28 protein-coding genes are annotated in these 24,863 nt (G+C 61.8%); 14 read left to right on the top strand and 14 right to left on the bottom strand.

The features are described 5' to 3' along the window. The first annotated feature begins 202 nt into the window (after positions 1–202). From ACZ5ZH_RS09660 to ACZ5ZH_RS09640, 5 genes are all read left to right on the top strand, one after another. Entirely contained in the window at positions 203–934 is a 732-nt protein-coding gene (locus tag ACZ5ZH_RS09660) for a TetR/AcrR family transcriptional regulator (RefSeq protein WP_230463184.1), read from the top strand. A gap of 334 nt (positions 935–1,268) precedes the next feature. Then, entirely contained in the window at positions 1,269–2,069 is an 801-nt protein-coding gene (locus ACZ5ZH_RS09655; protein ID WP_196224668.1) for a phytanoyl-CoA dioxygenase family protein, read from the top strand. Positions 2,070–2,164: 95 nt separating this feature from the next. Next, a complete protein-coding gene (locus ACZ5ZH_RS09650) occupies positions 2,165–3,094 on the top strand; it encodes a phytanoyl-CoA dioxygenase family protein (protein WP_196224667.1) in 930 nt (309 codons plus the stop codon). Positions 3,095–3,279: 185 nt separating this feature from the next. Then, entirely contained in the window at positions 3,280–4,008 is a 729-nt protein-coding gene (locus ACZ5ZH_RS09645; protein ID WP_460986851.1) for a hypothetical protein, read from the top strand. A gap of 53 nt (positions 4,009–4,061) precedes the next feature. Further along, positions 4,062–5,366, top strand: a complete 1,305-nt coding sequence (locus ACZ5ZH_RS09640; RefSeq protein ID WP_196224665.1) for an NtaA/DmoA family FMN-dependent monooxygenase — start codon at positions 4,062–4,064, stop codon at positions 5,364–5,366. Positions 5,367–6,045: 679 nt separating this feature from the next. Here the strand turns inward: ACZ5ZH_RS09640 and ACZ5ZH_RS09635 are convergent. From ACZ5ZH_RS09635 to ACZ5ZH_RS09625, 3 genes are read right to left on the bottom strand one after another with little or no spacing between them, the layout of a single operon-like run. Further along, positions 6,046–6,768, bottom strand: coding sequence for an anti-sigma factor family protein (locus ACZ5ZH_RS09635; RefSeq protein ID WP_464771371.1), 723 nt, complete (start codon positions 6,766–6,768; stop codon positions 6,046–6,048). Next, positions 6,761–7,294, bottom strand: a complete 534-nt coding sequence (locus ACZ5ZH_RS09630) for a sigma-70 family RNA polymerase sigma factor (RefSeq protein WP_464771370.1) — start codon at positions 7,292–7,294, stop codon at positions 6,761–6,763. Before ACZ5ZH_RS09630 ends, ACZ5ZH_RS09635 begins: the two co-directional genes overlap by 8 nt. Beyond that, positions 7,282–8,523 (bottom strand): glycosyltransferase family 4 protein, encoded by a 1,242-nt coding sequence (locus ACZ5ZH_RS09625; RefSeq protein ID WP_464771369.1) that lies wholly within the window; start codon positions 8,521–8,523, stop codon positions 7,282–7,284. The genes ACZ5ZH_RS09630 and ACZ5ZH_RS09625 overlap by 13 nt, the downstream gene beginning before the upstream one ends. 230 nt (positions 8,524–8,753) lie before the next feature. On the opposite strand from ACZ5ZH_RS09625, the gene ACZ5ZH_RS09620 reads away from it, so the two are divergent. The 4 genes from ACZ5ZH_RS09620 (at position 8,754) to ACZ5ZH_RS09605 (ending at position 11,863) form a co-directional block, all read left to right on the top strand. Further along, positions 8,754–9,386 carry a peptidylprolyl isomerase gene (locus ACZ5ZH_RS09620; RefSeq protein WP_464772627.1) on the top strand — a complete coding sequence of 211 codons (633 nt, stop codon included), beginning with the start codon at positions 8,754–8,756 and terminating at the stop codon, positions 9,384–9,386. 59 nt (positions 9,387–9,445) lie between these two features. Further along, the gene (locus ACZ5ZH_RS09615; RefSeq protein WP_464771368.1) at positions 9,446–10,192 is read left to right on the top strand and encodes a DUF72 domain-containing protein; all 747 of its coding nucleotides are present in this window, start codon (positions 9,446–9,448) and stop codon (positions 10,190–10,192) included. Between the two features lie 361 nt (positions 10,193–10,553). Further along, positions 10,554–10,883, top strand: a complete 330-nt coding sequence (locus ACZ5ZH_RS09610) for a gamma-glutamylcyclotransferase family protein (RefSeq protein ID WP_464771367.1) — start codon at positions 10,554–10,556, stop codon at positions 10,881–10,883. 65 nt (positions 10,884–10,948) lie between these two features. Then, positions 10,949–11,863: a dienelactone hydrolase family protein gene (locus ACZ5ZH_RS09605; protein ID WP_464771366.1), complete on the top strand. Its 915-nt coding sequence runs from the start codon at positions 10,949–10,951 to the stop codon at positions 11,861–11,863. Positions 11,864–11,969: 106 nt separating this feature from the next. Here the strand turns inward: ACZ5ZH_RS09605 and ACZ5ZH_RS09600 are convergent, their stop codons facing one another. Beyond that, positions 11,970–12,503 carry a peroxiredoxin gene (locus ACZ5ZH_RS09600; protein WP_460988120.1) on the bottom strand — a complete coding sequence of 178 codons (534 nt, stop codon included), beginning with the start codon at positions 12,501–12,503 and terminating at the stop codon, positions 11,970–11,972. A gap of 125 nt (positions 12,504–12,628) precedes the next feature. Between ACZ5ZH_RS09600 and ACZ5ZH_RS09595 the strand changes: the two genes are divergently transcribed. From ACZ5ZH_RS09595 to ACZ5ZH_RS09580, 4 genes are all read left to right on the top strand, one after another. Continuing rightward, positions 12,629–13,135: a hypothetical protein gene (locus ACZ5ZH_RS09595; protein ID WP_464775173.1), complete on the top strand. Its 507-nt coding sequence runs from the start codon at positions 12,629–12,631 to the stop codon at positions 13,133–13,135. 40 nt (positions 13,136–13,175) lie between these two features. Continuing rightward, on the top strand, positions 13,176–14,246 hold the full coding sequence (gene recF, locus ACZ5ZH_RS09590; protein ID WP_464771365.1) for a DNA replication/repair protein RecF: 1,071 nt from the start codon (positions 13,176–13,178) through the stop codon (positions 14,244–14,246). A 108-nt stretch (positions 14,247–14,354) separates the two neighbouring features. After that, positions 14,355–14,888: a CHAP domain-containing protein gene (locus ACZ5ZH_RS09585; RefSeq protein WP_460986842.1), complete on the top strand. Its 534-nt coding sequence runs from the start codon at positions 14,355–14,357 to the stop codon at positions 14,886–14,888. A 79-nt stretch (positions 14,889–14,967) separates the two neighbouring features. Beyond that, a complete protein-coding gene (locus tag ACZ5ZH_RS09580; RefSeq protein ID WP_464771364.1) occupies positions 14,968–15,693 on the top strand; it encodes a CHAP domain-containing protein in 726 nt (241 codons plus the stop codon). 125 nt (positions 15,694–15,818) lie between these two features. Here ACZ5ZH_RS09580 and ACZ5ZH_RS09575 read toward each other — a convergent pair whose 3' ends face one another. The 7 genes from ACZ5ZH_RS09575 to ACZ5ZH_RS09545 form a co-directional block, all read right to left on the bottom strand. After that, positions 15,819–16,094: a DUF3297 family protein gene (locus ACZ5ZH_RS09575; protein WP_460986840.1), complete on the bottom strand. Its 276-nt coding sequence runs from the start codon at positions 16,092–16,094 to the stop codon at positions 15,819–15,821. 30 nt (positions 16,095–16,124) lie between these two features. Continuing rightward, positions 16,125–16,979, bottom strand: coding sequence for a S1 family peptidase (locus ACZ5ZH_RS09570; protein WP_460986839.1), 855 nt, complete (start codon positions 16,977–16,979; stop codon positions 16,125–16,127). Positions 16,980–16,982: 3 nt separating this feature from the next. Next, the gene (locus tag ACZ5ZH_RS09565) at positions 16,983–17,405 is read right to left on the bottom strand and encodes a DUF350 domain-containing protein (protein WP_449474264.1); all 423 of its coding nucleotides are present in this window, start codon (positions 17,403–17,405) and stop codon (positions 16,983–16,985) included. A gap of 235 nt (positions 17,406–17,640) precedes the next feature. Next, positions 17,641–17,940, bottom strand: coding sequence for a hypothetical protein (locus ACZ5ZH_RS09560; RefSeq protein WP_464771363.1), 300 nt, complete (start codon positions 17,938–17,940; stop codon positions 17,641–17,643). Positions 17,941–18,059: 119 nt separating this feature from the next. Further along, positions 18,060–19,301 (bottom strand): class I SAM-dependent methyltransferase, encoded by a 1,242-nt coding sequence (locus tag ACZ5ZH_RS09555; RefSeq protein ID WP_464771362.1) that lies wholly within the window; start codon positions 19,299–19,301, stop codon positions 18,060–18,062. 32 nt (positions 19,302–19,333) lie between these two features. Next, positions 19,334–20,080 (bottom strand): molybdopterin-binding protein, encoded by a 747-nt coding sequence (locus tag ACZ5ZH_RS09550; RefSeq protein ID WP_464772626.1) that lies wholly within the window; start codon positions 20,078–20,080, stop codon positions 19,334–19,336. Between the two features lie 2 nt (positions 20,081–20,082). After that, complete coding sequence (locus ACZ5ZH_RS09545; RefSeq protein ID WP_464771361.1) at positions 20,083–20,811, bottom strand: cytochrome b/b6 domain-containing protein; 729 nt, start codon at positions 20,809–20,811, stop codon at positions 20,083–20,085. 412 nt (positions 20,812–21,223) lie between these two features. On the opposite strand from ACZ5ZH_RS09545, the gene ACZ5ZH_RS09540 reads away from it, so the two are divergent. Then, complete coding sequence (locus ACZ5ZH_RS09540; protein ID WP_464771360.1) at positions 21,224–21,742, top strand: outer membrane protein; 519 nt, start codon at positions 21,224–21,226, stop codon at positions 21,740–21,742. A 191-nt stretch (positions 21,743–21,933) separates the two neighbouring features. Here the strand turns inward: ACZ5ZH_RS09540 and ACZ5ZH_RS09535 are convergent, their stop codons facing one another. The 3 genes from ACZ5ZH_RS09535 to ACZ5ZH_RS09525 form a co-directional block, all read right to left on the bottom strand. Further along, complete coding sequence (locus ACZ5ZH_RS09535) at positions 21,934–22,851, bottom strand: EamA family transporter (RefSeq protein ID WP_464771359.1); 918 nt, start codon at positions 22,849–22,851, stop codon at positions 21,934–21,936. Continuing rightward, positions 22,848–23,204, bottom strand: a complete 357-nt coding sequence (locus ACZ5ZH_RS09530; RefSeq protein WP_464771358.1) for an endonuclease domain-containing protein — start codon at positions 23,202–23,204, stop codon at positions 22,848–22,850. Before ACZ5ZH_RS09530 ends, ACZ5ZH_RS09535 begins: the two co-directional genes overlap by 4 nt. 126 nt (positions 23,205–23,330) lie before the next feature. After that, on the bottom strand, positions 23,331–24,851 hold the full coding sequence (locus ACZ5ZH_RS09525; protein ID WP_464771357.1) for a fumarate hydratase: 1,521 nt from the start codon (positions 24,849–24,851) through the stop codon (positions 23,331–23,333). Positions 24,852–24,863 lie beyond the last annotated feature (12 nt).

Genomic DNA, 24,863 nt, shown 5'->3' with positions numbered 1-24,863 from the left:
CCGGTAGCCTCAGGTATCCAGCGCCAATTTCGGCGGGGCACGGCAGTAAAGGGAGTCGTTCCCGCCTAAATTTGGGGCAGGTGACGGCGCCCAAATGTGGGGTCACCGCTCGTGTCGCGGGGTTCGAGCCTCGCGGTGTAGAGAAGGCCAACCTACACTGGCACCCTTGATCGACTGATCCTTCAATGCTTAGGACAGTGCCATGATGGAAGCCGATAGCAATGAACAATCGATGGACCTTGGCATGGTGCGCCCCGGGAAATCTTCCCGAGGCTCTAAAACGGTCGACATGATACTTCGATCTGCCGTTCAAGTGTTGATTGAAGAGGGATCGGCGGCGTTCACATTGAAACGGATCGCAGAAAAATGCGGTTTGCAGATAGGCAACGTCACGCGCCATTTCCCTCGAAAGGAAATGCTTGTCCAGTTACTTCTTCATGAAATCCTCGATTCCAGTGAAGAACTCCTAAGACATCGCGTGTATGAAACTAATATGCCTGCCGAAGACGCGCTGACTCTTGTGATAACCGGCACGTTGGAAGGCGCCAAGGCGAAAGGAACAACGCATTTAATGACAGAACTTTGGGCCATGAGTAATCACAATGAATTTGTGGCGGAGCGCGTGGAGGCCTTATACCAATATAGTCACACATTGATTGGTTCGTTCGTAAAGCAGCTGAATCCCTCGCTTAACGACGAGGAAGTTGAAGCAGTCTCGATCTTCATCAATGCCGCAATGGAAGGCATGACAGTCATCGCAGGTCATGGTAAGCCATGGTCGAAAAAAATGCCGCTTATGCAAATGATCGGAGCGAATTCGCTCGTCAAAATGGCGAAAACCATCACTCCGGCCGAAATACGCATACTGAAGGCCCGGCCAGACGAAATGGCTGCGGAAAAACGGGGTGCGACGCAAAAGCGGGCGCCGAAATAGGTTAAACTCAGAGCGTGCGGCCAAGCGCGCGGCCCACGCCGGGTGGCCCCATCGCTAAATCATGCTTCGATAACGAACTTGGACGACGAGTCTTGCGCTCGGCCCATCGCTGGCGCTCGCGATGGCGCGGTAACCCCACATAAACCTGTTGACAGGAAGTTGAAAATATTCAACATAAGAAATGTTGATAAATATTAACGTAAGAAGGAAGGCGCGGTGCTTGGCTCAGCGACGGTCCGCTGCCCTATGCGATTTGGTTTAACCGACAAGGTGGCACTGGTAATTTCTTTGAGCTTAGCGCGCGACGAGACGACCTGCTTCAAGGAGTATCACGATGAAGCTTCAGCATCTTCCTAACGACGCCACCGTCGAGGAAGCGATAAAGGTGATCCGTGAGCATGGCCATGTGATCATAGATGAGCTGGTTCCAGGTTCCGTTATCCATCAAATCCTGACGGATATGCGGCCATATACCGATGCTGCGCCGTTCAGCGAAAATGAGTGGTTCGGTAATGGAAGTCAACGCGTCGGCAATTTGATCGCACGCTCGGAAACCGGTCGCGACCTCGTGATGAACCCTTTGGTACTTGGCGTCGTGAAGGACGTACTTAGCCATTCACCGATCGTTCAGCTCGGCGCAACCGAGATGATCTCATTGAAGCCAGGTTGTCCCGCGCAATTTATTCATCAAGACGAAATGACTTTCGACAGCTTTCCATTTCCTGATGACTATATCGTTTCTTGCAATACCTTGTGGGCATTAACGGACTTCACCGAAGAAAATGGCGCGACCCGGGTTGTTCCAGGAAGCCATGCCTTACCGCGTGCGGAATATAGGTTGGAAGACACGCTGCCAGCCGAGATGAAACGTGGTTCCGTGATGATTTTCACGAGCAAGCTGTGGCATGCCGGGGGCAGCAATCGATCGAAAGACATCCGACGCGCGCAGGCGATCAACTATTGTGTTGGCTGGGTCCGGCAGGAGGAAAACCAGTTTCTGGCCTGCCCGCAAGATATCGCCCGAACCCTGCCTGACGATCTTCTGAAATTGATGGGGTATCAGATCGGCTTTGGCTACGGCCACGCCGGGGCGCAAGCGGACCCCTTGACTGCACTCAGGCAGGCACACCCCTGATACGTGCCGGGATGAAGGACGCGAGATAGCGATCAGGGTGAGATCACGGTCTCACTAGCGATATCATTCCAGATCAAAGACTGAAGGATCGTGAAATGTCAGTTGGAAACACAATTTCGATAGATGACTATCAGACCGAGCAAATGAAAGCGACAGTAGTGGTGCCACTGGATTTTCAGGACGCTCTGCCGCAACCTACGCCGGATCTGGAAACGGCAAAGGCCGACTTTGAACGAGCAGGCTATGCGATCCTGACCGCCGCGATCTTGCCAGACAAGGTCGAACTCGCCCGGCAGGTGCTGGCTTCCGAAATTGCCCACGAAGAGGCGGCGGACATCACTCGGGTAAGCCAGTTCTTTGTCGATCCCGATGCCAAGAATCGGCGTCTGGACCGCTTGCCCGATCGGCATCCGGTGTTTCTCGAACTCCTCGAACAGCCTGTTTTGTTGGACCTCGTCAAACACATCCTCGGACCCACGGTGCTTAACGAAAGCTACCTTGTTCAAAGCCTGGATGCCAATGTCACACGTCCAGGAAGCGGCGCGCAATTCATCCACCTGGACGCTGCCCGCGACACCCATGATCAGGCCGTTCCATACCAGGCTCGCTTCATCTGGTGCCTGGATGCGTTTGACGAGGAGAATGGTGCGACGCGTGTCGTCCCTGGCAGTCATCGCTGGAACGACCGGATCGATATGTCTGGTGCAACATTCTACGAGTCGGTGCCAGCCATCGCCCCTGCTGGCTCGCTGCTCATTTACTCGGATATGCTGCTCCACGGCACAGGGGCAAATGTATCGACTGACCGGCAGCGGGCATCCATCAACTTTGGTTACTGCCCGCCCTGGTGTCGGCCGTTGATCAACTTTCCGCTCGTTCTTGATCCGCGCACGATGGACGGCGCGTCACGTACGCTCCGTCAGTTGCTGGGCTACAGCTCTGTCGTGAATGGCTTCGATTCACCCTGGAACTCGGCTTCGGAAGAGCTGCGTTCCATGACGGTCCCGGCCACCATCGAATACTGACCGTAGGAGCGGCGCAAGGCAGTCGGTACGCGGCGGTGGCGGCATCGCCACTGAACGCAAGTCGGTGCCTGGTGCGGACTCGACGGGGAAGGGGTCGGGAAGGCTGGAAAGACACCGGCGTACCCCGGTCGGCGTACATTTTGCGAGAGCAGCCTATGCACACCGCTTTCTCATTGAAGGGTTCGATGTTCGAGATCGAGATGAACGGTCATGCGGCGGATCGGGAGGAGCTGCTGGACTGGCGGCCCGATGATCGGCTGGCCGTCATTCTCACCTCGCCCCTGAGCGCACTGGGTGCCAGCATGCTGTTACAGCTGGTGACCACGGCCTATTATGATGTGCGCCCCAGCCGCCGAAAGGCGCCGCATTATGCGGAAATCTACCTGCTTCATTCTGGCGGGCGCTATGGCGACTTCTCAAGCTTTGACGTGGTGCCCCGTCGGGAGGTCTTTCTTCCAGCCGATCCCGACGCGCTGATCGAGGCGATCAACGATCGCGCGATTACCCACCTGGCTATTCCCGACGGAACTCCACGGCATTTGACGTTCCCTTGGAAAGAGCCAGAGGTGGCGCGCGATCGCATCCGGCATTGCTTTGCCTATACTGCCCAGGGACGCACCAGTAATGCCGATATTGCGATCATGTCGCGGAACCCTGATCTGCACCAGGATGTCGAACTGGCGCTCGAACCAATCGCGCTTGCGGAGAGTATCGAGCGCTACATCGACGCAGGCGATGCGGATGTTCAGCTTTATTCAAGAGAGCTGGCGCAGCGTGTGCGCAGTCGATTGATTGAAATTAGTGCAGACGAGAAAATAACCGCAAGAAAATATCACGACGCCATTTGGGATGACGGCGTCATGCGGCAGACTTTTCGAAAGATCAGTGTCGACGCCGCGCTCTCGCTGCTCTGACACACGTCTACCGGTCATCAGATCATCAAATTAAAATCAAGGAGACTGACGCTATGGCACACACAAAATTCCACCTCGGCTATTTCACCAAGTTCGGGGCCACGTCATGGCCCGGTGACGGCAAGGAGTTCGGGTCGGACTGGATTGACGGTTCCTATCACAAGCAACTCGCCAAGATGCTGGAAGCAGCGAAGTTCGATTTCATCTTTTTCGAAGACACGTTGATCGTTGGCGACAGATATGCCGGCTCCATGGAGCTCGATCTGAAGAACGCTACGCTGGCCCCCAAACTCGATCCCATCCCGCTGCTGCCAGTCATGGCGCAGGAAACGTCGCACATCGGACTGGTCGCTACCGCGTCCACCACATTCTACCCGCCCTATCTGCTGGCCCGACTACTTTCGACCGTCGATTCCCTTACGGGCGGGCGCGCTGGCTGGAACATGGTCACGTCCAGTGAGAAGAACGCGGCCCTGAATTTCGGCATGGACAAGCTGCTGCCGCCTACGGTCCGCTATGACATAGCGGATGAATATGTCGAACTGGCCAAGAAGCTGTGGGATTCGTGGGAAGAAGGCGCGCTGGTCGCTGACCCTGAAACAGGTGTGTATGTCGACCATAACAAGGTTCACACCATCAATTTTGAAGGTAAGCATTTCCACTCGCGCGGCCCACTGAACACGGTGCGGTCGCCGCAGGGCTATCCTGTCCTGTGTCAGGCCGGTGCATCGGAACGCGGCCGCGAATTTTCGTCGAAGAATGCGGAAGTTGTTCTGGGCATGATGACCGGCGGCGTTCCCGGGATGAAAGCCTATCGCGAGGATATTCGGCGGCGCGCCGAAGCGCAGGGCCGCAACCCGGATGATATCAAGGTCATCTTTCTGACGCCCGTCAACATCCTTCCCGAAGGGGTTGAGAAGCAGGAAATGACCGAAGCTGAAAAGCAGGCGTCGTTCGAGCATAATATCGTCATGGCCTCCTCCTCGCTAGACGTGGACTTTTCGCTCTATGACCTGGACGTGCCCGTGCCGCAGGACATCGTTGCGGGCGGCCATACCAGCGCGCTCGACCATATGAAGAAAGCCGGGCGGGAAGAAGGCAAATCCATCCGTGACCTGTTCTCCATGGGCCAGGGCGCCAGTGGAATGGACTTCAGTGGCACGCCGGAGCAGGTCGCCGAAAAGATGATGGCGGTCATGGATGAAGTCGGCGGCGACGGCTTCCTTATCGAAGGATCGGGCTATAACCGCCAGCTCCCCGATCTGCTCAACGGCGTTATTCCCGCTCTGCAAAAGGCCGGTGCGGTTCGCACCGAATATCGCGGCACCACATTGCGCGAAATTCTGCGGGAGTTTTGACTCTGCAATCGGGCGGTTCGCAGTTAGCCGCCCGGTTTCAAGCCTGCCGCTACCCATGTACTCTGGGTGGTGATTGTAGCGGGGTATCGAAGGTAACAGCTTGCGCCGAGGTAGGCCATTCGCGATACACGAGATAAGTCATACGCTTGGATGGTGCCGCTGATGTCTCCTTATGGCTGCAGTCCGGTAACCGAGCGGCACGGGTCGGCGCGCTGCACCCATCTGTTATCGGGCGAATGGCAGGATGCGTCCTGATCTGACATTTACACCAGAGCAGGGGGAACGCCGATGCTGCGAAGGGTTTCGGGCGCTTGCGTACGAAAGCCTCCAGTGCAGGAACCCGCGGGGTCCTTTGGTCGGAAACTGCCTCTGGGATCAGGTTCGGTGAATGGCGGCTTTCCTGTCTTCGCCTCTCTAAACGCCAAATTCCGCAAACGGCCGGTCGCGCTCGAACACCTGCGTCCACTCATTTCGGCTAGCGTCTGGACAGATCAAGGTTTGTCCGTCATCCTTTCATCAAGCTGGTGATTTCATGGCCAGCAGGGATACCCGTGGTAAGGGGTGTGGGAAAGCTTCAGCTGGTCTGGCAGGAACATAGGAAATTTGCCGCTTTTAGCGCGGGAATACTGATCCCTCCCTCTCCGCCACTTGATATCAAAAGCTTCCGTATCCAGCCGGGTCAGGACCAATATTGGTTTAGCCGTTCCGCCTCCTGGTCGATCGTGCCGGGATCGCCTTCGCCGGTCAGGGCATAGGACATGTCGCCGCGTCGCCAGTAGGCGACGGACTGGTTGCCTTCGCGTACCGTGTCGGGGATGGCGGGGGCGTCGCTTTTCTGTCGTGTCGCGAAGATGGACAGGCGCTCGCCCGCGCCGGTTCTGATCGCGACGAGAAGGGCGGGACTTTTCCCCGCCGGGAAAAGCTGAACGTCGGTCACGTTCCAGTCGGCGGGCAGTGTGGGCAGGAAGATGTGGGTTCGCGCCAGAAGCTCATGATGGTCGAGCGCCTGCCCTTCGATTTGTGAAGCCATGTGCGCCCGGATCAGCGCGACCCGGTGAGAGGCGACGGCCATATCGACATAATCGGGCGGGCTAGGCCCGGTCGCCAGCAGCAATGCCAGCGCGGCCGCTGTCCCGGTCCCGCCGACCGTCGCTGCCCTGCGCCAGAAAAGCCGGGCTTTCGAAGGCGCAAGCGCTGCGCTGTCGTCGAGCAAATGGCCGGAGAGTTGTTCCTTCCTGCGCGCCAGCAGACGGAGGCCCGTCCGCGCGCTGAGGTCGGCCATTACTCGCGCCGCGAGATCAGGGCGGGCGGCAAGATGCGTTTCCACGGCAAAGCGTCCGGCATCGTCCAGTTCATCATCGATATAGGCGTGCAATTCGTGATCGGCGGGTTCCTCAGTCATCCTGTCCTCCAACCAGGCGCAACGTCGCCCGCCCATCGACGCTGCCGGAGTTGCGCAAGCCCGCCCGCGCCCGCGCCAGCCGTGACATGATGGTGCCCACCGGCACGTCCAGCACCTCGGCCGCTTCCTGATAGGTCATGCCTTCGACAGCGATCAGGTGCAGGACCGATCGATGATGGTCCGGCAGCGCGGCGAAGGATTGCCCCAATTGGGCAAGCTGCACCCGATGTTCCTGCCCGGCATCGACATGCACCATCACCGTTTCGGCAAAGCGCGCGTCGCGCCGCGCCTCGGCGGCTTCGCGCCGTTTGCCCGATATGAAGACATTGTGGACGATGGTGAGCAGCCATTGGCGCCTGCTACGGCTGGGTCGAAAGCTGTCCTGCCGCTCGATCGCGCGCACCAGCGCGTCCTGGACCACGTCGTCCGCGTCCTGATCGTCGCGCGCGAGGGAGCGGGCATAGCGGCGCATGGCGGTGAGGTCGTCGCCGATCGGGCCGCCGGTCCCGCTTTTCAGCCAGCGCATGATATCAGTTCCCGTACCGTGGCGGACGGTGGGGCATCCGCCAGGCAATCGGCATAGGCTTGATAAACAGGCGCAAGGACATCGTCCCAGTCATAGCGGTCGGCAGCCGCGCTGGCCATCGCGCTCATGCGGCGGCGGCGGCGGGGGTCGCCGATCAAATGTTCGACGGCGGCGGCATAGGCGGCCGCGTCTTTCGGTTCGACCAGCAGGCCCGTGACATCATGGGTGACAAGAGCGGCGGCGCTCGGCACGTCCGCCGACACGACGGGCAGTCCACTCGCCATCGCTTCGAGATTGACGTTGCCAAAGGCTTCGGTGACGCTGGGATTGATCAATATGTCGGCGCTGGCGATGGCGGTGCCGAGCGCTACCCCCTCCAGATGCCCGGCAAAGGTCGCATTGGGCAGGCGTTGCGCCAGCCAGCTGCGGGCCGGTCCCTCTCCCACGATCATCGGACGCAACCCAGGGTGACGCTGACGCAGAAGCGCGATCGTCTCGGCAAAGACGTCCAGGCCCTTTTCCAGGACGAGGCGGCCAAAGAACAGCGGCACAACATCGTCGCGATCATAGCCATAGGCCGCGCGCACAGCGTCGGATCGGAGTGACGGATGGAAGCGCGCGCGATCGACGCCCCGGCCCCATATCGAAACCTTTGCCTCTCCATAAGCGCTGGCGAACTCATCGGCGATGGGCAGCGTCGGCGCCAATATGCGGTCGCACCGGCCATAAAAGCGGTCGAGATAGCGCTCGATCGGCTTGCGCAGGAAGGACAGGCGATAATAGTCCGCATAGGTTTCAAAGCGCGTGTGCACGCTGGCGATCACGGGCACATCATTTTGCCGGGCGTAGCCGAGCGCCTGCCATCCAAGCCAGTCGGGCGCTGATAGGTGGATGATGTCGGGGGCGAAGCTGTCGAGATCGGCGCACGCGGCGGACGTAAGGCCCAGGGCCAGCCGATATTCGGGCCGTCCCGGCAAGCCGAGCGAACGAACGGCCTGGATATCTCCAACGGCGGCGAAGGCGGGCTTTGGCGCGCGCGGGGTGTAGATGCGCACTGTTACGCCATGGCGCGCCTGAAGATAATCCACCAGCCGGTTGAGCGCCTGATTCGCGCCGTCCCGTACGCAGTCATAATTGCCGGAAAATAGGGCGACCCGCATTGGCCGCTTTGCATCTCGGGCGGCGATCGGCGGGCGGGGCGAGCGGTCGAGGTGGAGAAGCGTTGCCATGATGCGACGCTTACGCGTGCCGTCGCGCTTTTATTCCGGCTCACCTCCTTTTTTAACGGACGGCATAAGGCGGACTGATCGGGGACGGGAGACGTCCCGTTGGCCACTGGCGAGCGCACGGTTCGTCCTGTAGCGCGATCATCGCCCGTGTGCTTTGGAATGGAGACGATAGATCCTTGGTTAGACCGCCGATTTCTGCTGCCCTGTTGCGCGCACTTGCCCTGTTGTTGATGGTGTTTCCGGCGGCGGCGTGGGGAATGCCGGGCAATCGGGCGACGCCCGGCTATACGCGCGTGGCGATCGAGACATCGGTGGGCACGATCATTGTTGCGACGGATAATAAGCGGGCGCCGCGCACTTCGGCTAATTTCCTTACCTATGTCGATGATGGCCGGTTCGATGGCGTCACCTTTTACCGCGCGGCGCGGCGCAAGAGTGATGCGAGGCTGGGGCTGATCCAAGGCGGGATCGATACCGACGCGCGCCGGTCCCTGCCGCCGATCCCGCATGAGCCGACCAGCAAGACCGGCATCCGGCATCTCGACGCGACCCTGTCGATGGCGCGGCCCAACCGGCCGAATTCGGCGATGGGCAATTTCTTCATCACGGCGGGCGCGACGCCCAATATGGACGCGCGGGGGGACTATATCGGCTATGCCGCTTTTGGCCATGTGGTTGCTGGCATGGATGTCGTGCGCCGCATCCTGGCCATGCCGACCTGTTGCGGATCGGGGCCGATGCGGGGGCAGATGATCGTTAAGCCGGTGACGATCATTCGCGCAAAGCGGCTGGATGGAACGGCGCGGCCGACGCGCGGGGTGAAGCCTTGGCTGATCGGCCTGCGGCGCAAGGCGGCTTCCTGACATTTCCTCTGTTCCGGGCAGCGTTCAGCCGTCAGGATAAGTGCTGAAAGGAGAGTGCCATGGCGGCGGGACGCATCAGGGTAGGCATTGGCGGATGGACGTTCGAGCCATGGCGCGGCGGCACCTTCTATCCCGAGGGGCTGCGGCAGAAGGATGAACTGGCCTATGTCGGCCAGCATCTGACTGCGACGGAGATCAACGCCACCTATTACAGCACGCAAAAGCCCGCGACCTTCGCCAATTGGGCCAAGGCGGTGCCCGACGGTTTCCAGTTCGCGGTGAAGGCGTCGCGATACTGCACCAATCGCCGGGTGCTGGGGGAGGCCGGGGAATCGATCGCCAAGTTCGTGGGGCAGGGGATCGCGGAACTCGGCGATCGGCTGGGTCCGATCCTGTGGCAGTTCATGCCGACCAAGAAATTCGAGCCGCAAGATTTCGGTGCTTTCCTGAAGCTGCTGCCTGATTGCGTCGATGGCGTCCCGCTGCGCCATGCGCTGGAGGTGCGGCACGAAAGTTTCGATGATCCCGCCTTTTTGCAACTGGCGCGCGATGCGGGTGCGGCGGTGGTGCTGGCCGACCATGACGAATATCCTGCCATTGTCGGCCATGATGTGGGCTTTTCCTATTGCCGCCTGATGCGCACGCGGGAGGAGGAAGCGACCGGCTATTCGCCCAGGGAAATTGGCGGCTGGGCAAAAAAGGCGCAAGCGATGGCGGATAATGGTGACGTCTTCGTTTTCTACATCAGCGGGGCCAAAGTGCGTGCGCCCGCCGCGGCCCAAGCGATGATCGTTGCATTGGGGTGACAGGGCTGTTGCATTTGCTGCAACTGCGAACGCGTCCTTTGCGATTGAGGCAAAGGGCGTGTTCCATCATATGCGTTCTTGTCCAAACAGGGCGCAAAACAAAAATTGCAGGAAACGAAACATGCGGCACACTATGCAGGGCGTTGCGTTGATGGTTGCGGTCGGTGCGCAGATGCTGACCTTCTACTCGGTGCTTTTCGCCTGAGCGATTAATCGCTCCCTTCATTCCTCGTCTTGGGGGAATTTCAAAAAGGCCGCCCGGCTATTGTCAGGGCGGCTTTTTTATTGCTAGCGATTGCGTGCAATGAGCCAGCCTCTGCTATTCGTCTACGGGTCTCTCCGGCCTGGATTTTCAGGGGATATGGCTCGCTGGCTGGCATCAGTGGCGGAATTTGCGGGTGCTGCCATTGCGAGCGGTGCGCTTTACCGGATCGATTATTATCCCGGCTTCGTTCCCGATGCTGACGGAATTGTCACGGGTGAGCTGTACCGGTTGCCTGATCCTGACGGCATCCTTGCCATCCTTGACGAGCATGAGGAGTGCGCGGCGCATTTTCCCGCGCCTCATGAATTCGCGCGGGAGCAGATTAAGATCCGAAGCGCGGCGGGGTCGATCGATGCATGGACTTATGTCTATGCGCGCAATGTCGCGGGGCTGGAGCGAATCGCGAGCGGCGATTTCCTGGCCTGACCGCTTGCGCTGGGCGGACGGGCCGATAATCTGCGGCGGCCGGGGGGCTGCGGAGAGGAAGCGCGATGAGCAGTGAGAATGCAGAACCCGGCCCCATGGATCGCCTGCCCGAAGACCGCAACTGGATCGACAGCACAGGGCTCGACCGGCGCAAGCTGCTGATGACCGGCGCCTTCGCGGCTGGCTTCGCCGCCGCATGCCGCCCGGTGTCGAGCAGCGCCGTGCAGACATCGGGCGAAGGACTAACGCAGGAGACGGTTTCGATCGCGGCGAGTGATGGCTTTGCCATGCCCGCCTATGTGGCGCGGCCGGAAAAGGCGAAGAACGCGCCGGTCATCGTCGTGGTACATGAGGTTTTCGGCGTCCATGAATGGGTCCGCGACATGTGCCGCCGCTTTGCGCGAGCAGGCTATTATGCGATCGCGCCCGATCTGTTCGCGCGGCATGGCGATGCCACCAAGATCGCGGATATCCAGCAGTTGATCAGCAGCATCGTGTCGAAGGCGCCCGATGCGCAGGTGTTGTCCGACATTGACACGACCTATGACTGGGTGGGCAAGCATGGCGGGGACGCGGCACGGCGGGGCATTACCGGCTTCTGCTGGGGCGGGCGGATCGTTTGGCTCTACGCCGCGCATAGCGCGCAACTGGATGCAGGCGTTGCATTCTATGGGCGGCTGGTCAGTGAGAAGACAGCGTTGCAGCCGTTGAGCGTGGTGGAGCAGGCGGCTGCGCTGAAGGCGCCGGTGCTGGGACAATATGGCGGGTTGGACAAGGGCATCCCCGTCGCTGACGTCGAGACGATGCGGGCGGCGCTGATGAAGGCAGGCAAGTCGCCGCCGGATGCGATTACGGTCTATCCGGACGCTGATCATGGCTTCATGGCCGACTATCGACCCAGCTATAATGAGGCGGCGGCTAAGGAAGCCTGGGCAGCTACGCTGGAGTGGTTTGGGCGCTATGTGAAGGGCGTCGGATAAGGGTGATGCCCGTTCGTGTCGAGCGAAGTCGAGACATAGGATGCGTCAGCGCTTCTCGACTTCGCTCGAAGCGAACGGAGGTGGGGGGAGACGGGGTAGGCGTTTCCTATTTCGCCTTCATCGATTGTACGGCAGCAAGGGTGCTCTTTACATGGCCGGTATAATTCATTTCGCTGTGGACGAAGACGATCCGACCGTTGGGCGCGATGACGTAAGAGGTGCGGTCGGTTATGCCCGGCGCCATCTTGAGCGCGACGTCATAGCCCGCGATGATGTCTGGCCCGGCCGAGGCGACCGCGAACTTGCCCGCGCACTCCTTGGTGGAGAAGGCGACAAGGTCGTCCACCGGATCTGCCGACATGCCGATCACGGTCGCGCCCGCTTTCCTGAAATCATCGATATGCGTCGCAAACTCGCGCGCTTCGGCCGAACAGCCGGGCGTGAAAGCCTTGGGGAAGAAGTAGAGGACGACCGGGCCCTGCTTCAACTGGTGGGACAGGGTAAGGGTGAATGTCTTGCCCGCCCGCGCGCCGCGCGTGGTGAAATCGGGCGCCTTGGCACCGGCAGACAGCGCCGCCACGGCGCCGGTCGATCCCAACATGGTGGCGGCAAGGGCCATTGCGATCATCGCGCGCTTCATCATCACCCGTCTCCATCCTTTGCGGCAGAGCAAGGGTGATGGCCCCAAGCCGTGCCGCTGGCAAGCCTGTAGCTGGAACCCTTCACCGCCCCGCCGGTTCATTACGGATGCGCCTGCTTTTTGCCATGCCCTTGCTGTTGCTCGCCGCATGTGACGACAAGGGCGGGGAAAAGCCCCGCATGTCGACCAACATCGTCGATGAGCAGGCGACCTATGATGTCAGCAATGAAACGCCTGCGCAGGATGAAACGCTGGCGGCGGGCAATGAGACGCCGCCCCAACCGGGCGACAACGCATCTGTTTCCGCCGCTGCTGACAGGACGGGAACCGCGTCGCATGCTGGCGCAATTCCTGCGGCGTTACAGGGGAGCTGGACCGGCCTTAACGACCGTTGCGGCGATCGGTCGGCTGAACTGGAACTCAAGGTGACGTCGGACAGCCTGATCTTCCATGAAAGCGTCGGGACGGTGACGGGAGTTGCGACCGGAGTCGGCGGCAAGGTGAAGGTCGATGCCGCCTTTACCGGAGAGGGGGACAGCTGGACCAAGAAGCTGGAACTGCGCCCGTCCGCCAGTGGCCGCGAACTCACGATCATCAATGACGGGGCGGCTGTGACGCGCAAGCGCTGCTGAAGCGCTTTCCGTTTGTCGCGAGCGTCGCTAGAGCGGGGCGATGATCGGCCGCCTGACCTTGAGCGATTTCCGCAATCATGCGGATGCGCTGATCCTTCCCGATCATGCTTTCATCGTGCTGACCGGCGAAAATGGCGCGGGGAAGACCAACATATTGGAAGCGGTGTCGATGCTGGCGCCTGGACGCGGCCTGCGCGGCGCGGCGTTGCGCGACATGGCGCGGCAGGGTGGGCCGGGCAGCTTCGGTATCGCGGCGGAAGTGGACGGGGTGGTGCTGGGGACCGGCACTTCGCCCCAAGCGCCTGATCGACGTCAGGTGCGGATCGGCGGCGTTGCTTCGTCGGCCAACGCGCTGGCGGATCATCTGGCGATCGTGTGGCTGACGCCTGCGATGGACCGGCTGTTCATGGACAGCCCCGGCGGTCGGCGGCGGTTTCTGGACAGGCTGACGCTGGCGCTGCATCCGGGGCATGCGGTGCACAGCGCCCGTTATGAGGCGGCGATGCGAGCGCGCAATCGGCTGTTGTCGGACTTGCCGCGCGCCGACCCGTCATGGCTGACGGCGCTGGAGGCGCAGATGGAGGAGCATGGCGCGCTATTGTCCGCCGCGCGGGCCGATCTGGTTGCCCGGCTGGGCGTGGAACTTGTTGGCCAGCCCGATGAGCCTTTTGCCCGCCCGCTACTGGCGATCGACGGGGAGGAGGAGGACGATGGGCCGCTTGCGCAGCGGCTGGCGCGGGAGCGGCGGCGGGATGCGGCGGCGGGGCGGACCCTGTCAGGGCCGCACCGGCAGGACCTGTCGGTCACCCATGCGGCCAAGGGGCAGGCGGCGGCGCTCTGTTCGACTGGCGAGCAGAAGGCGCTGCTGTTGTCGATCCTGCTTGCCCATGCCGCACTGGTCGCCGCTCATCGCGGCCAGCCGCCGGTCTTGCTGCTCGATGAAGTGGCGGCTCATCTCGACCCGTCGCGACGAGCTGCATTGTTCGGCCGGTTAAGAGAAACCGGTGGGCAGGTGTGGATGACGGGGACAGAAGACAGTCTTTTCAACGAGTTGGGTCTAGCAACACGGTTAACGGTAACGGCGGGCCAGCTTTTTCGTTCCGCAGGTTAACCCGCCTCCGCAACAATTCACCGCTTGGCGCTTCTCAACTCATCCTGGCTCTGCGCTAAAGACGCCACGGGGTTGATAACGCACAACAAGTCGGGGGTCGTTTCACACATGGTCGGTGCTTTTCGCGCATTTATCGCGACTGTCGTGCTTGCGCTCGGCGCCCTGATCGTGACCCCTGCCGCCGCTGGCGTTCTGCAGTGCGCACCCTATGCGCGTCAGGTTTCCGGCATCGCACTTTATGGCAACGCCAATACCTGGTGGGGTCAGGCCGAGGGCCGCTATGACCGTGGTCATGAGCCGCGCGAAGGCGCTGTCCTGGCCTTTGCCGCCAGCCGTTCCATGCCCGTCGGCCATGTCGCCATGGTGAGCAAGGTGGTCAGCGATCGCGAAGTGCTGCTGACCCATGCCAACTGGTCCTATCGCGGCGGCATCGAGCGCAATGTCCGCGCCATCGACGTGTCGCCCAATAATGACTGGACGGACGTGCGCGTGTGGTACGGCCCGATCGGTGGCCTTGGCCTGCGCTCGAACGCCGCCAAGGGCTTCATCTATCCCGGCCATGCCGGTGAGGCCGCGCCGGTTCAGATCGCCATGGCCGATCGCGTGAACCCGGCCGCTGCCGCCGCTGGCGCCGCTTTCTGACAGTTTAACCAGTTCATAAGAGCCGCCGGATAATCTTAGCGGCGGTGGGGCGATTCTCAGTGGTTTGAGGTCGCAAATAATGTTTCGATATGTTCGCGGGGCGGCTTGGCTGCTGGCGGCGCTGGTCGCCACGCCGGTATTCGGCGCAACCGCTTTGCAATGCGTGCCCTATGCGCGGATCGTGTCCGGCGTGAATATCCGGGGCGATGCGCTGACATGGTGGGATCAGGCGCAGGACCGCTATGCCCGTGGGCACGTGCCCCGGCGCGGCGCCGTCATGACCTTTCGCCCCTATGGGCCGATGACCCTTGGTCATGTCGCGGTGGTCAGCAAGGTGCTGGACGACCGGCGCGTGCTGATCCGTCATGCCAACTGGTCGGTGCCCGGCGCGATCGAGGAAGATGTGCTGGCGCTCGATGTCTCGGATGCTGGCGACTGGAGCCAGGTGCGTGTGTGGCACAGCCCGACCGGCCAAATGGGCGCGCGGACCAATCCGACCTTTGGCTTCATCTATCCCGACAAGCCGCAGTTGCATGCGTTCGAGCCCGATCCCGCGCTGGGTACAAGCGTGCGGCTGGCGAAGGCGGATGCCGAGGATTGGAAGCCGACAAAGGCGGTGATCAAGGCTGACGGAGAGGAGCCGTCTCTGCGCCTTGCGAGCCTTGGCCGATCCTTGCGCAAGGCGGCGCACGAGCCGAAGCTGGAAATGGATATGCGGGCGATGCAGTTCGCGGATGCCGCGCCTTCCGGGCGGTCGTTGCGCGACATCATCGCCGATGTGAAGCGGGATGCGCGGCTGCGCTGACGGGTTTGAGCGACCTCTGTTCGTGTCGAGCGAAGTCGGGGCCCGTTATGTGCAACCGTTTCTCGACTTCGCTCGAAGCGAACGGAGGTTATTGGGAAGCGCCGGTCCTATGAGGATAGGCCAGCTTATTCCGCGTCGGCGGCCTTTTCCTCTTCGCCGTCGGCCCCGCGCTCGAACCAGGCTTCCACCGGGCCGGAGAGCTTGATCGTCAGCGGCTGGCCGTGGCGGTCCTTGGTCTTGCCGGCGGCGACGCGGATCCAGCCTTCGGAAATGCAATATTCCTCAACATCGTTGCGGACGCGATCCTTGAAGCGGATGCCGATGCCCCGTTGCAGCACGTCCATGTCGAAATGGGGGCTGCGCGGGTTGGTGGAGAGGCGGTCGGGAGGCGTGTCGCTCATGGCTGTTTCAGATCCTTCGTTTCGCGCCGCCTAGCCTTTTGGCCGCGCCGCCGTCAACCGGGGCGCTTCGTCCACGTCGCAGAAGATGCGCCGGATCACCCCCTGTTCCAGCCAGGAGGCAAAGCGCGTCTCGGCATCGGCCAGCCCCGCGAAGGGATAGGCGACCGGCTGGTCATTGACGGCGCGGCTGGCGTGCACCAGCCGGATCATGGCATCGGGCGCGGTTGTCAGAATGCGGCCGCGCCGGTCGGTGGCGGCGCTGTTGACGCCAATGACATGGCCATCTTCGGCAAAGACGGGGCCACCACTGATCCCGGACAATGTATCGTCGCTTTCGGGCAGGCGCGCGACTTCTGCCCAGGCGAGCACCGGCTGGGTTTCCTCCGTCCGTCCGCGCCGGGCGCTGGCCGCGCCGATCAGTTCTGATACGACAAGCGCCGCGTGCCCGGCAGGGAAGCCCATGTGGAAACCGAGCGATCCCGGCGCGGGCACGCGATCCGACAGCGGCAGCGCGTGATCGCTGGGCAGGCCGTCGCGCACCAGCGCGGCGTCGGCTTCCCGGCTCTCCACGATGCGGGACACGGCGCGGGCGACGCCACCATCCTCCAGCCCGATGCGGGAGCAGTCATGGGTGACATGCTCGGCGGTCAGCCAGGCCCCGTCGCGATCGACGGCAAAGGCAGTGCCCATGCTGTCGGATGGCGCGGCCGCCCGATCCTCGATCACGAAGGCTTCGTCGCTCCATTGCGGCATCGGGCGCCGGGGCGATCGGGGATCGAAGCTTTCGACCCGTAGCGGCGTCGGCTGCGTCACCTCGCCGATCCAGGCGATCGTCAATATGACGCCCAGCATCAGCGGCAGGCAGCCGACGCTCCGCCGCGCCATGGCTTAGCCCGCCACGGCCGCCGCCGTCAGGCAGGCGATCGCGACTTTCATCATGGCAAGGAAGACGGCGGCCGACCGCTCATTCGCCTCGATCCGTGCCGACAGGGAGCCGAGCAGGAAATCCACGAAGCGGAAGGCAATGAGTTGCAGGATCAGCGTGACGCTGCCCCAGATGATCACGTCCCAGACATTGACCGACCCGGCGAGGCACAGCGCCAGAGGAATGGTCAGCCCGATCGCGGCGCCGCCAAGGGATATCGCCGCCGCCTCATTCCCGGCGCGGATCAGGGCGAATTCGTCGTGCGGCGTAATCCACATATAAAGCGCCAGTGCCGCGAGCCAGGCCAGCGTTGCGGAGGCGAGGTGCAGCAGGAAGATGGGGAGCCCGGACAGCAGGCTCTGGATGACGGGCATGGGATCGCTCATGCGACCAAGGATGCCGCAACCTGATCCCCGCTTCAATCAGGGATCGGGTTGCGGAAGTGTTTCTGTGCCCGGAGCTTCGTGCGTTTATCGGCACTGCCTCCTATTTCCGTTCGCCCTGAGCCTGTCGAAGGGTTCTACTTCTTTTTAGGAAGTAAAGGGCTTCGACAAGCTCAGCCCGAACGGGGTTGGGTGATTCAGATTAGAGGCACGATGCTCCAAGTCAGACAGCTATGCCTCAGCGGCAGATACGCACCCGGACGTCCCGGTCGCGATAATAGTCATAGCGCCATTCGGTCCAGCAGCGCTGGCGATAGCGATAATGGCTCCGCCGTCCATCGCGCCAGTAGCGGCGGTCGTTGTGCCAGCGGCGGTCGTCTCGACGGTCCCAATCGCGGTCATGGCGCCCATCACGCCAGTCGCGGTCGCCATAGCCATAATAGCCGCCGCGATATTGCGCCTGGGCGGGCGCGGCAGTCGCGCCCAGCGCGGTAATCGCCAATCCTAGCGCGGTCGCGCCCTTCACGAAGATGTTCATTTCCTCTCTCCTCACTAGCACCCCCGGACGCATGGCGTTCAGTGGGGCTACGGATGAGAAGATGCACTGGGTTGACTGAACCGTCCGGGAACGGCGCTGTCAGCCAGCGTTCAGGGGGGTTATTTGCCGCGCAGTTCGTCCTCGGCAGACACCATATAGTCGCGCGTGATCGGCAGGGATCGGCGATTGCGCGTATATTGAACCTGGTAGTTCACCATGCTGCCATGTTCGAACACCGTCGCCGCGCCCGCCAGATAGAAGGTCCACAGGCGGAAGAAGCGTTCGTCATAAAGCGCGATGATATCCGCCCGGCGCGCCATCGCGCGGGCATACCATTGGCGAATGGTCAGGCCATAATGCAGCCGCAGCACTTCGACATCCGTCACCATCAGCCGCGTGCCCTCACTGCCCTGGATCATTTCGGACAGGGCGGGAATGTAGCCGCCGGGGAAGATATATTTCTGGGTGAAGGCGTCGGTGATGCCCGGCCCATCGACGCGGCCGATCGTATGGATCAGCATCACGCCATCGGGCGTCAGAAGATCGCGGCACTTGTCGAAGAAGGTGCGGTAATGGGCCGTGCCGACATGTTCGAACATGCCGACCGACACGATCCGGTCGAACGGCCCCTCTATATCGCGGTAATCGATAAGCTCGAAACGGACATGGTCAGCGACGCCGGCCTCCTCCGCCCGCTGCCGCGCGACTTTCAACTGTTCCTCCGACAGGGTGATGCCGGTCACATCGACGCCGCAGGTGCGGTGCAGATAGAGGGCCATGCCACCCCAGCCGCAGCCGATGTCCAGCACCTTCATGCCCGGCTTCAAATGCAGCTTGGCCGCGATATGCGCTTTCTTGTCCTCTTGCGCCTGTTCCAGGCTGATCCCCGCATCATTGTCCGCGTCGGGAAAATAGGCGCAGCTATATTGGCGGTCGCGATCGAGGAAGAGGGCGTAGAGGGCGCCGGACAGATCATAATGATGAGCGACGTTCGCTTTTGACCGGGCGCGGTGATTGGCGCGCCAGAGCGTCTGGCGGATCGATTTGAACCCGCGTTTCAGCCGCCCCTTGTCGCTGATCGACTTCCCGCTTTCCCAACTGTTGTTGGCGCGGATCAGCGAGATCAGTTCCATGATCCCGCCACCTTCGATCGTGACGCGCCCGTCGATATAGGCCTCCGCCATGCCAAGGCGCGGGTCCTTGATGATGTCGAAGGGCACGCGCGCGTCGCGGAATTTCAGCGCGAGCGAGGGGAAGGCCGGATCGGGCGCGCCCGCCGTCACCTTCCTGCCATCATGATAGATGATGGTCAGCTGTCCCCGTGTGACAAGCCGCTTGATGACGCGATCGAATAATTTCATGGGCGGCAAATTGTCAGTTCATGCAGCGCCCGTCAAATGCCTGCATACCAATCATAATTGGCGCGATCTTCCCAATAGCCCCCTTTGCCGTCGCCGATGCCGGAGAGGGTGCTGACCGCCTTAATCTCCATTAAATATTTGGCCTGCTTGTAGCCCAATTGCCGTTCGACCCGCAGACGCAGCGGGGCGCCGTTGGCTACCCTTAGCGGCTGGTCGTTGAGCGCGAAGGCGAGGATCGTCTGCGGGTGAAAGGCGTCGACCCTATCGATGCTTTCATAATAGGGCCGCCCGTCGCCCATGAAGTCCGCGCATTTGAAGACGAGATAGCGCGCGCGGTCGCTCATTCGGGCGGCGTCGAGGATGAGACGGAGCGGCACGCCGCGCCATTTGCCGATCGCGCTCCATCCTTCGACGCAGTCATGGCGGGTGATCTGCTCGCGATGCGGAAGGTTGTGCAGCTGGGCAAGGGATAGCGAAAGAGGGCGGCCGACCAATCCCGTGACCTTTAGCCGCCAATCGGCAAAGCCCGTCCGCCACAGGGCGCGATATTCGGGCGTGTCGGGATTGGCGGTTCCGTTGGGCCGGAAGAAGGGAGAAATCTGGTCAGGCCTGAACTCCCGCGCCAGCGCGTCGCGCGCCATCAGGTTGCGCTGCGCCCATTTGTGGAAATTCTCGGCAGAGAATAGCGCGTCCCGCACATGTTCGTTACGCGCCAGCCGGTCGCATCCCGACAGCGTGGCCGCCGCACCGAGCATCAGCGTGCGGCGATCGAGGATCATGCTCATGGCCTCTCCTCCGGCAAACGGTAGCGCCCGGTGATGATCGATCGCAACTCGTTCGCCGGGCCTGCCAGCATAACCATCGTGATATGGACGAGGAAGAAGGCGACGAGCGCGAAGGCGGTGATGAAGTGGATCGACCGCGCCGATTGCCGCCCGCCGAACAGATCGACCAGCCACGGCCAGGCGGCGTTCATGCCCGGCGACATGGTGAGGCCGGTGAGAATGATGAGTGGCAGGGCGACGAAGATGACCGCGATATAGCTCGCCTTTTGCAGGACATTATAGCGCAGTGCCGCCTGACCCGTCGGGAAGCGCAGCCGCGCATGATCGAGGATGTCCTGCCAGACATGGCGTGGGGCAAGCTCGCCCTTCCGGAAGGCGAGGTCGCGCGCGATATGGCGGCCCAACAGCGCCCAGAGCATATAGGCAAGCAGGGCGAAGGCGAAGACGGGCGCAGCCGCGAGATGCCAGTGCCGCGACATGGCCAGATCATAATGGGCGGGCAGGGTGATCCACTGACCAAAGCGCTCCAGCTTCAGCCAGGGCTGATCGAAGTTCGCGCCGAACTGCCCCCAATAAAGGCGCGGATGGGCATTGAAGATGCCAAGTCCGCTGGTGAAGAGGATGTAGAGCAGTCCTGCATTGATCCAGTGCCACAGCCGCACCGGCCAGCGGTGGCGCAGTACCGGCGGCTCCTTGTCGCCTGAGGGGGTAGGACCGCTGTCCATCGTCCTGCTGTTACCCTTTTGCATCAGTCGCGTCAAAAGCTGCTGTAGCGATCAGAACGTATCCGAAATGAGGTGCCGGTTCATCTTCTGGCCACATTCTCTGTGGATAGAGCGCTCGGCCTTGCCTCAAGATCACGCTGTGGCGGGAAATGGGGGAATAAGATGGTGAAGAAAAGATGACTGTTGCGAAATAGCATCATCCATCGACAATCTTCATATCGATATTGCAACATTGATCAAAGACGCACATATGCGCCCTCGCTTACGACGCAAGATCGGGGCAAGCAGGGATGGAGTAAAGGGGTCACTTCATAGCGACGCTCGAAGCTGAATGCTTCGATACCATGCCTGTTATATATCAAGAGTGCGATCCGCTTCCTGGATAATGCACGTCTTATCGCATGAGGACATTATGAAGACTGTGATTTTCGCAGCTGCTGCTGCTGCCGCTTTCTCGGCTCCCGCTTTCGCGCAGGACGCTGCTCCCTTCACTGGCCCCCGCGCTGGCGTGACCGTTGGCTATGACAGCGTCGAAGGCTTCAAGGACGGCGTGAGCTACGGCCTGAGCGCTGGCTACGACGTTGCCGTTGCCCCGTCGATCACCTTCGGTCCCGAAGTTTCGCTGGGCGACAGCACCGCTGACGCTGACATCGTTGGCCTGGAAGTCAGCCGCGACCTCGCCGCTTCGGTTCGCTTGGGCTACATCCTGAACCCGCAGGTTCTGGTGTTCGGCAAGGTTGGCTATGCCAGCACTCGTTTCGAAGGCTCGAACAGCAACAACGGTGCTTCGCTCGAAGGCGTCCGTTTCGGCGGCGGTCTGGAATATGCTTTCAACGGCAACGCCTACATCTCGGCTGAATATCAGCGCACCGAGTATGAAAACAATGGCAGCCGTGACGCTGGCGTCGTCGGCATTGGCTTCCGTTTCTAATCCCTCTCGGATCTGAAACACAGGAGGGCGGTCCCATCGGGGCCGCCCTTTTTGTTTGTCGGCCTTGGCTTTCGCAGATTAGTTCGCGAAGCTGACGCCGTAGATTGGGAGCGGCCCGGCATGGGGGCGAAGCGGCTGATTGAGCGAGGCCCTGCGTGGGTGCCGGGCCGCTGCCCTCAACCCCCACGAAGCTATAGTGACCCGGCCAGTGCGAGGACCACGCCGCTCACGACCAGCAACAGGCCCATCACCTCGCCGCGGGTCATCCGCTCTCCAAGGTAGAAGTGGCCAAAGCCCAGGGTGAAGGCTACCTCCACCTGACCCACGATGCGCACCAGCGCCACGGGCGCGGTCGCAAATCCGGTGAACCAGCAGGCCGATCCCAGCGCCGAGAGCAAGCCGACCTGCCCCGAAATGCGCCAGCTCGCGAAGACTTTCCGCATCTCCGCCGGTTCGCGCAGCAGCAGGTAGCCGCCCTGCATCAGCGTCTGGAGTGACACGGTGGCCGCCAGCACGACAAGGGCGGCCAGGATCGGGTCGCTGCCGCCGACTTCCTGCGTCGCGCGCCTGATGCCGATGGCAGTGAGGGCGAAGAAAAAGCCCGACGCGATGCCGGTCAGCGCGGCGGGCTGACCGAGCGCCTTGAGGAAATCGGCTGGCCCCATGCGCTTGCCGCCGGTCGACAGCAGCATCACTCCGGCAACGCCGCAGCCGATGCCCGCCCAGGCGAGGGGGCTGAGCCGCTCCCCCATCAACAGGAAGGACAGCGCCGCGCCCTGCACTGCTTCCGTCTTGGAATAGGCGGTGCCGACCACGAAATTGCGGTGGGCGAAGGCCATGATCAGCAGGTTGGTGGCGATGATCTGCGCAAGGCCGCCGCCGATGCAGAACAATAGGAAGGATGGGTCGGGGTGAGGCAGGGGCACGCTGCCTATCGAAACATAGCCGGTCAGCAGTAACAGTGCGAAGGGCAGGCCGTAAAGATAGCGGACCAGCCCAGCCGCGTTGATCGACAGGCTATGGCTGACCCGCCGCTGCACCGCCGTGCGCCACGCCTGCATGGCACCGGCGAACAGGGTGGCCGGGAGCCAGATGGGCGAGGTGATCATCTAATCCTCCCCATCATGAGATGGGGAGGGGGACCATCCGCAGGATGGTGGAGGGGAAAGGCGCGGCAGTTGTTCAGGATATGCCGCATCACGCTATCCAGATCGGTAAGAACATCGATTGCTTTGATCCTCAGGACCCTGAACCCATGCGCCCGCAGCCAAGTGTCGCGCCGCTCATCATGCGTGACCCGCTCGATGTGATCATGCCCGCTTCCATCAATCTCAACCGCCAAGCGGGCTGAAGTACAGTAGAAATCCAGCACATAAGGCCCCACCGGATGTTGGCGGCGGAACTTCAATCCGCTTGGCCGTTGCCGCAGCCATTGCCACAGCGCGACTTCTGGTGGCGACATCTCTCGCCGGAGCCCGCGCGCATTGTCGACCGTTTTCCTTCGCGGCGGCATCGCGCATTTCCCCTCCACCACTCGCTATGCGAGTGGTCCCCCTCCCCATCTTTCGATGGGGAGGATTTGGATGGCTCACGCCTTTTCGAGAAGGCCTTCCTTCTTGATCTTCTCCTGCCAGACCAGCGGGGCGAGGCGGTGGACGTTTTGGCCTTCGCTGTCCACGGCGACGGTCACAGGCATGTCCTGGACGTCGAACTCATAGATGGCTTCCATGGCGAGGTCTTCGAAGCCGACGACCTTGGCGCCCTTGATCGCGCGGGCGACCAGATAGGCCGCGCCGCCGACCGCCATCAGATAGGCGCTCTTATGCTTGGCAATGCTGTCCGTCGCCGCCGGGCCGCGCTCGGCCTTGCCGACGCAGGCGGCGAGGCCCTGTTCCAGCATCATGTCCATGAATTTGTCCATGCGGGTCGCGGTGGTGGGACCGGCCGGGCCGACTACCTCATCGCGCACCGGATCGACCGGGCCGACATAATAGATGACGCGGCCCTTGAAATCGACCGGCAGCTGTTCGCCTGCGGCCAGCATGTCGGCGATCCGCTTGTGCGCGGCATCGCGGCCGGTCAGCATCTTGCCGTTCAGCAGCAGGCGGTCGCCATGCTTCCAGCTCTGCACGACTTCCGGCGTCAGATTGTCGAGATCGACGCGGATCGCTTCCTTGCTCGGCTTCCAATCGACCTGCGGCCATTCCGAAATCTTCGGTGCCTCCAGATAGGCTGGACCCGAACCATCGAGCGTGAAATGCGCATGGCGGGTCGCGGCGCAGTTGGGGATCATCGCCACCGGTTTGCCCGCCGCATGGCAGGGATAGTCGTAGATCTTGACGTCGAGGATCGTCGAAAGCCCGCCCAAGCCTTGCGCGCCGATGCCGAGCGCATTGACCTTGTCGAAAATCTCGATCCGCAGCTTCTCGATATCGTTCTGCGGGCCGCGCGCTTTCAGTTCGCCCATGTCGATGGGCTCCATCAGCGATTCCTTGGCCAGCGCCACGGCCTTTTCCGCCGTGCCGCCGATGCCGATGCCCAGCATGCCGGGCGGGCACCAGCCAGCGCCCATCTGCGGGATCATCTCCAGCACCCAGTCGACGATCGAATCGCTGGGGTTCATCATCTTGAACTTGGTCTTGTTCTCCGACCCGCCACCCTTGGCCGCGACGTCCACCGTCACCCTGTTGCCCGGCACCATCTCGACATTCAGCACGCAGGGCGTGTTATCCTTCGTATTGACGCGCGAGAAAGCCGGATCGCGCAGGATCGAGGCGCGCAGGCGATTTTCCGGGTTCAGGTAGGCGCGGCGCACGCCTTCATCCACGACGTCCTGCATCGAACGGCTATTATCGTCGAGGCGGCAGTCCATGCCCCATTTGATGAAGACGTTGACGATGCCGGTGTCTTGGCAGATCGGGCGATGCCCTTCGGCGCACATGCGGCTGTTGGTCAGGATCTGGGCGATGGCGTCCTTCGCCGCCGGATTGGCTTCGGCGTCATAGGCTTTGCCGAGCGCGCGGATGTAATCCATCGGATGATAATAGCTGATGAACTGGAGCGCGTCGGCGACGCTCTCGATCAGATCGGCGGTCTTGATGACGGTCATCTTGCCTGCATG

The sequence above is a fragment of the Sphingobium sp. TomMM7A genome, assembly GCF_055397305.1.
The sequence above is the reverse complement of the archived record's forward strand: the minus strand, read 5'-3'. Positions and strand labels throughout refer to the sequence as shown.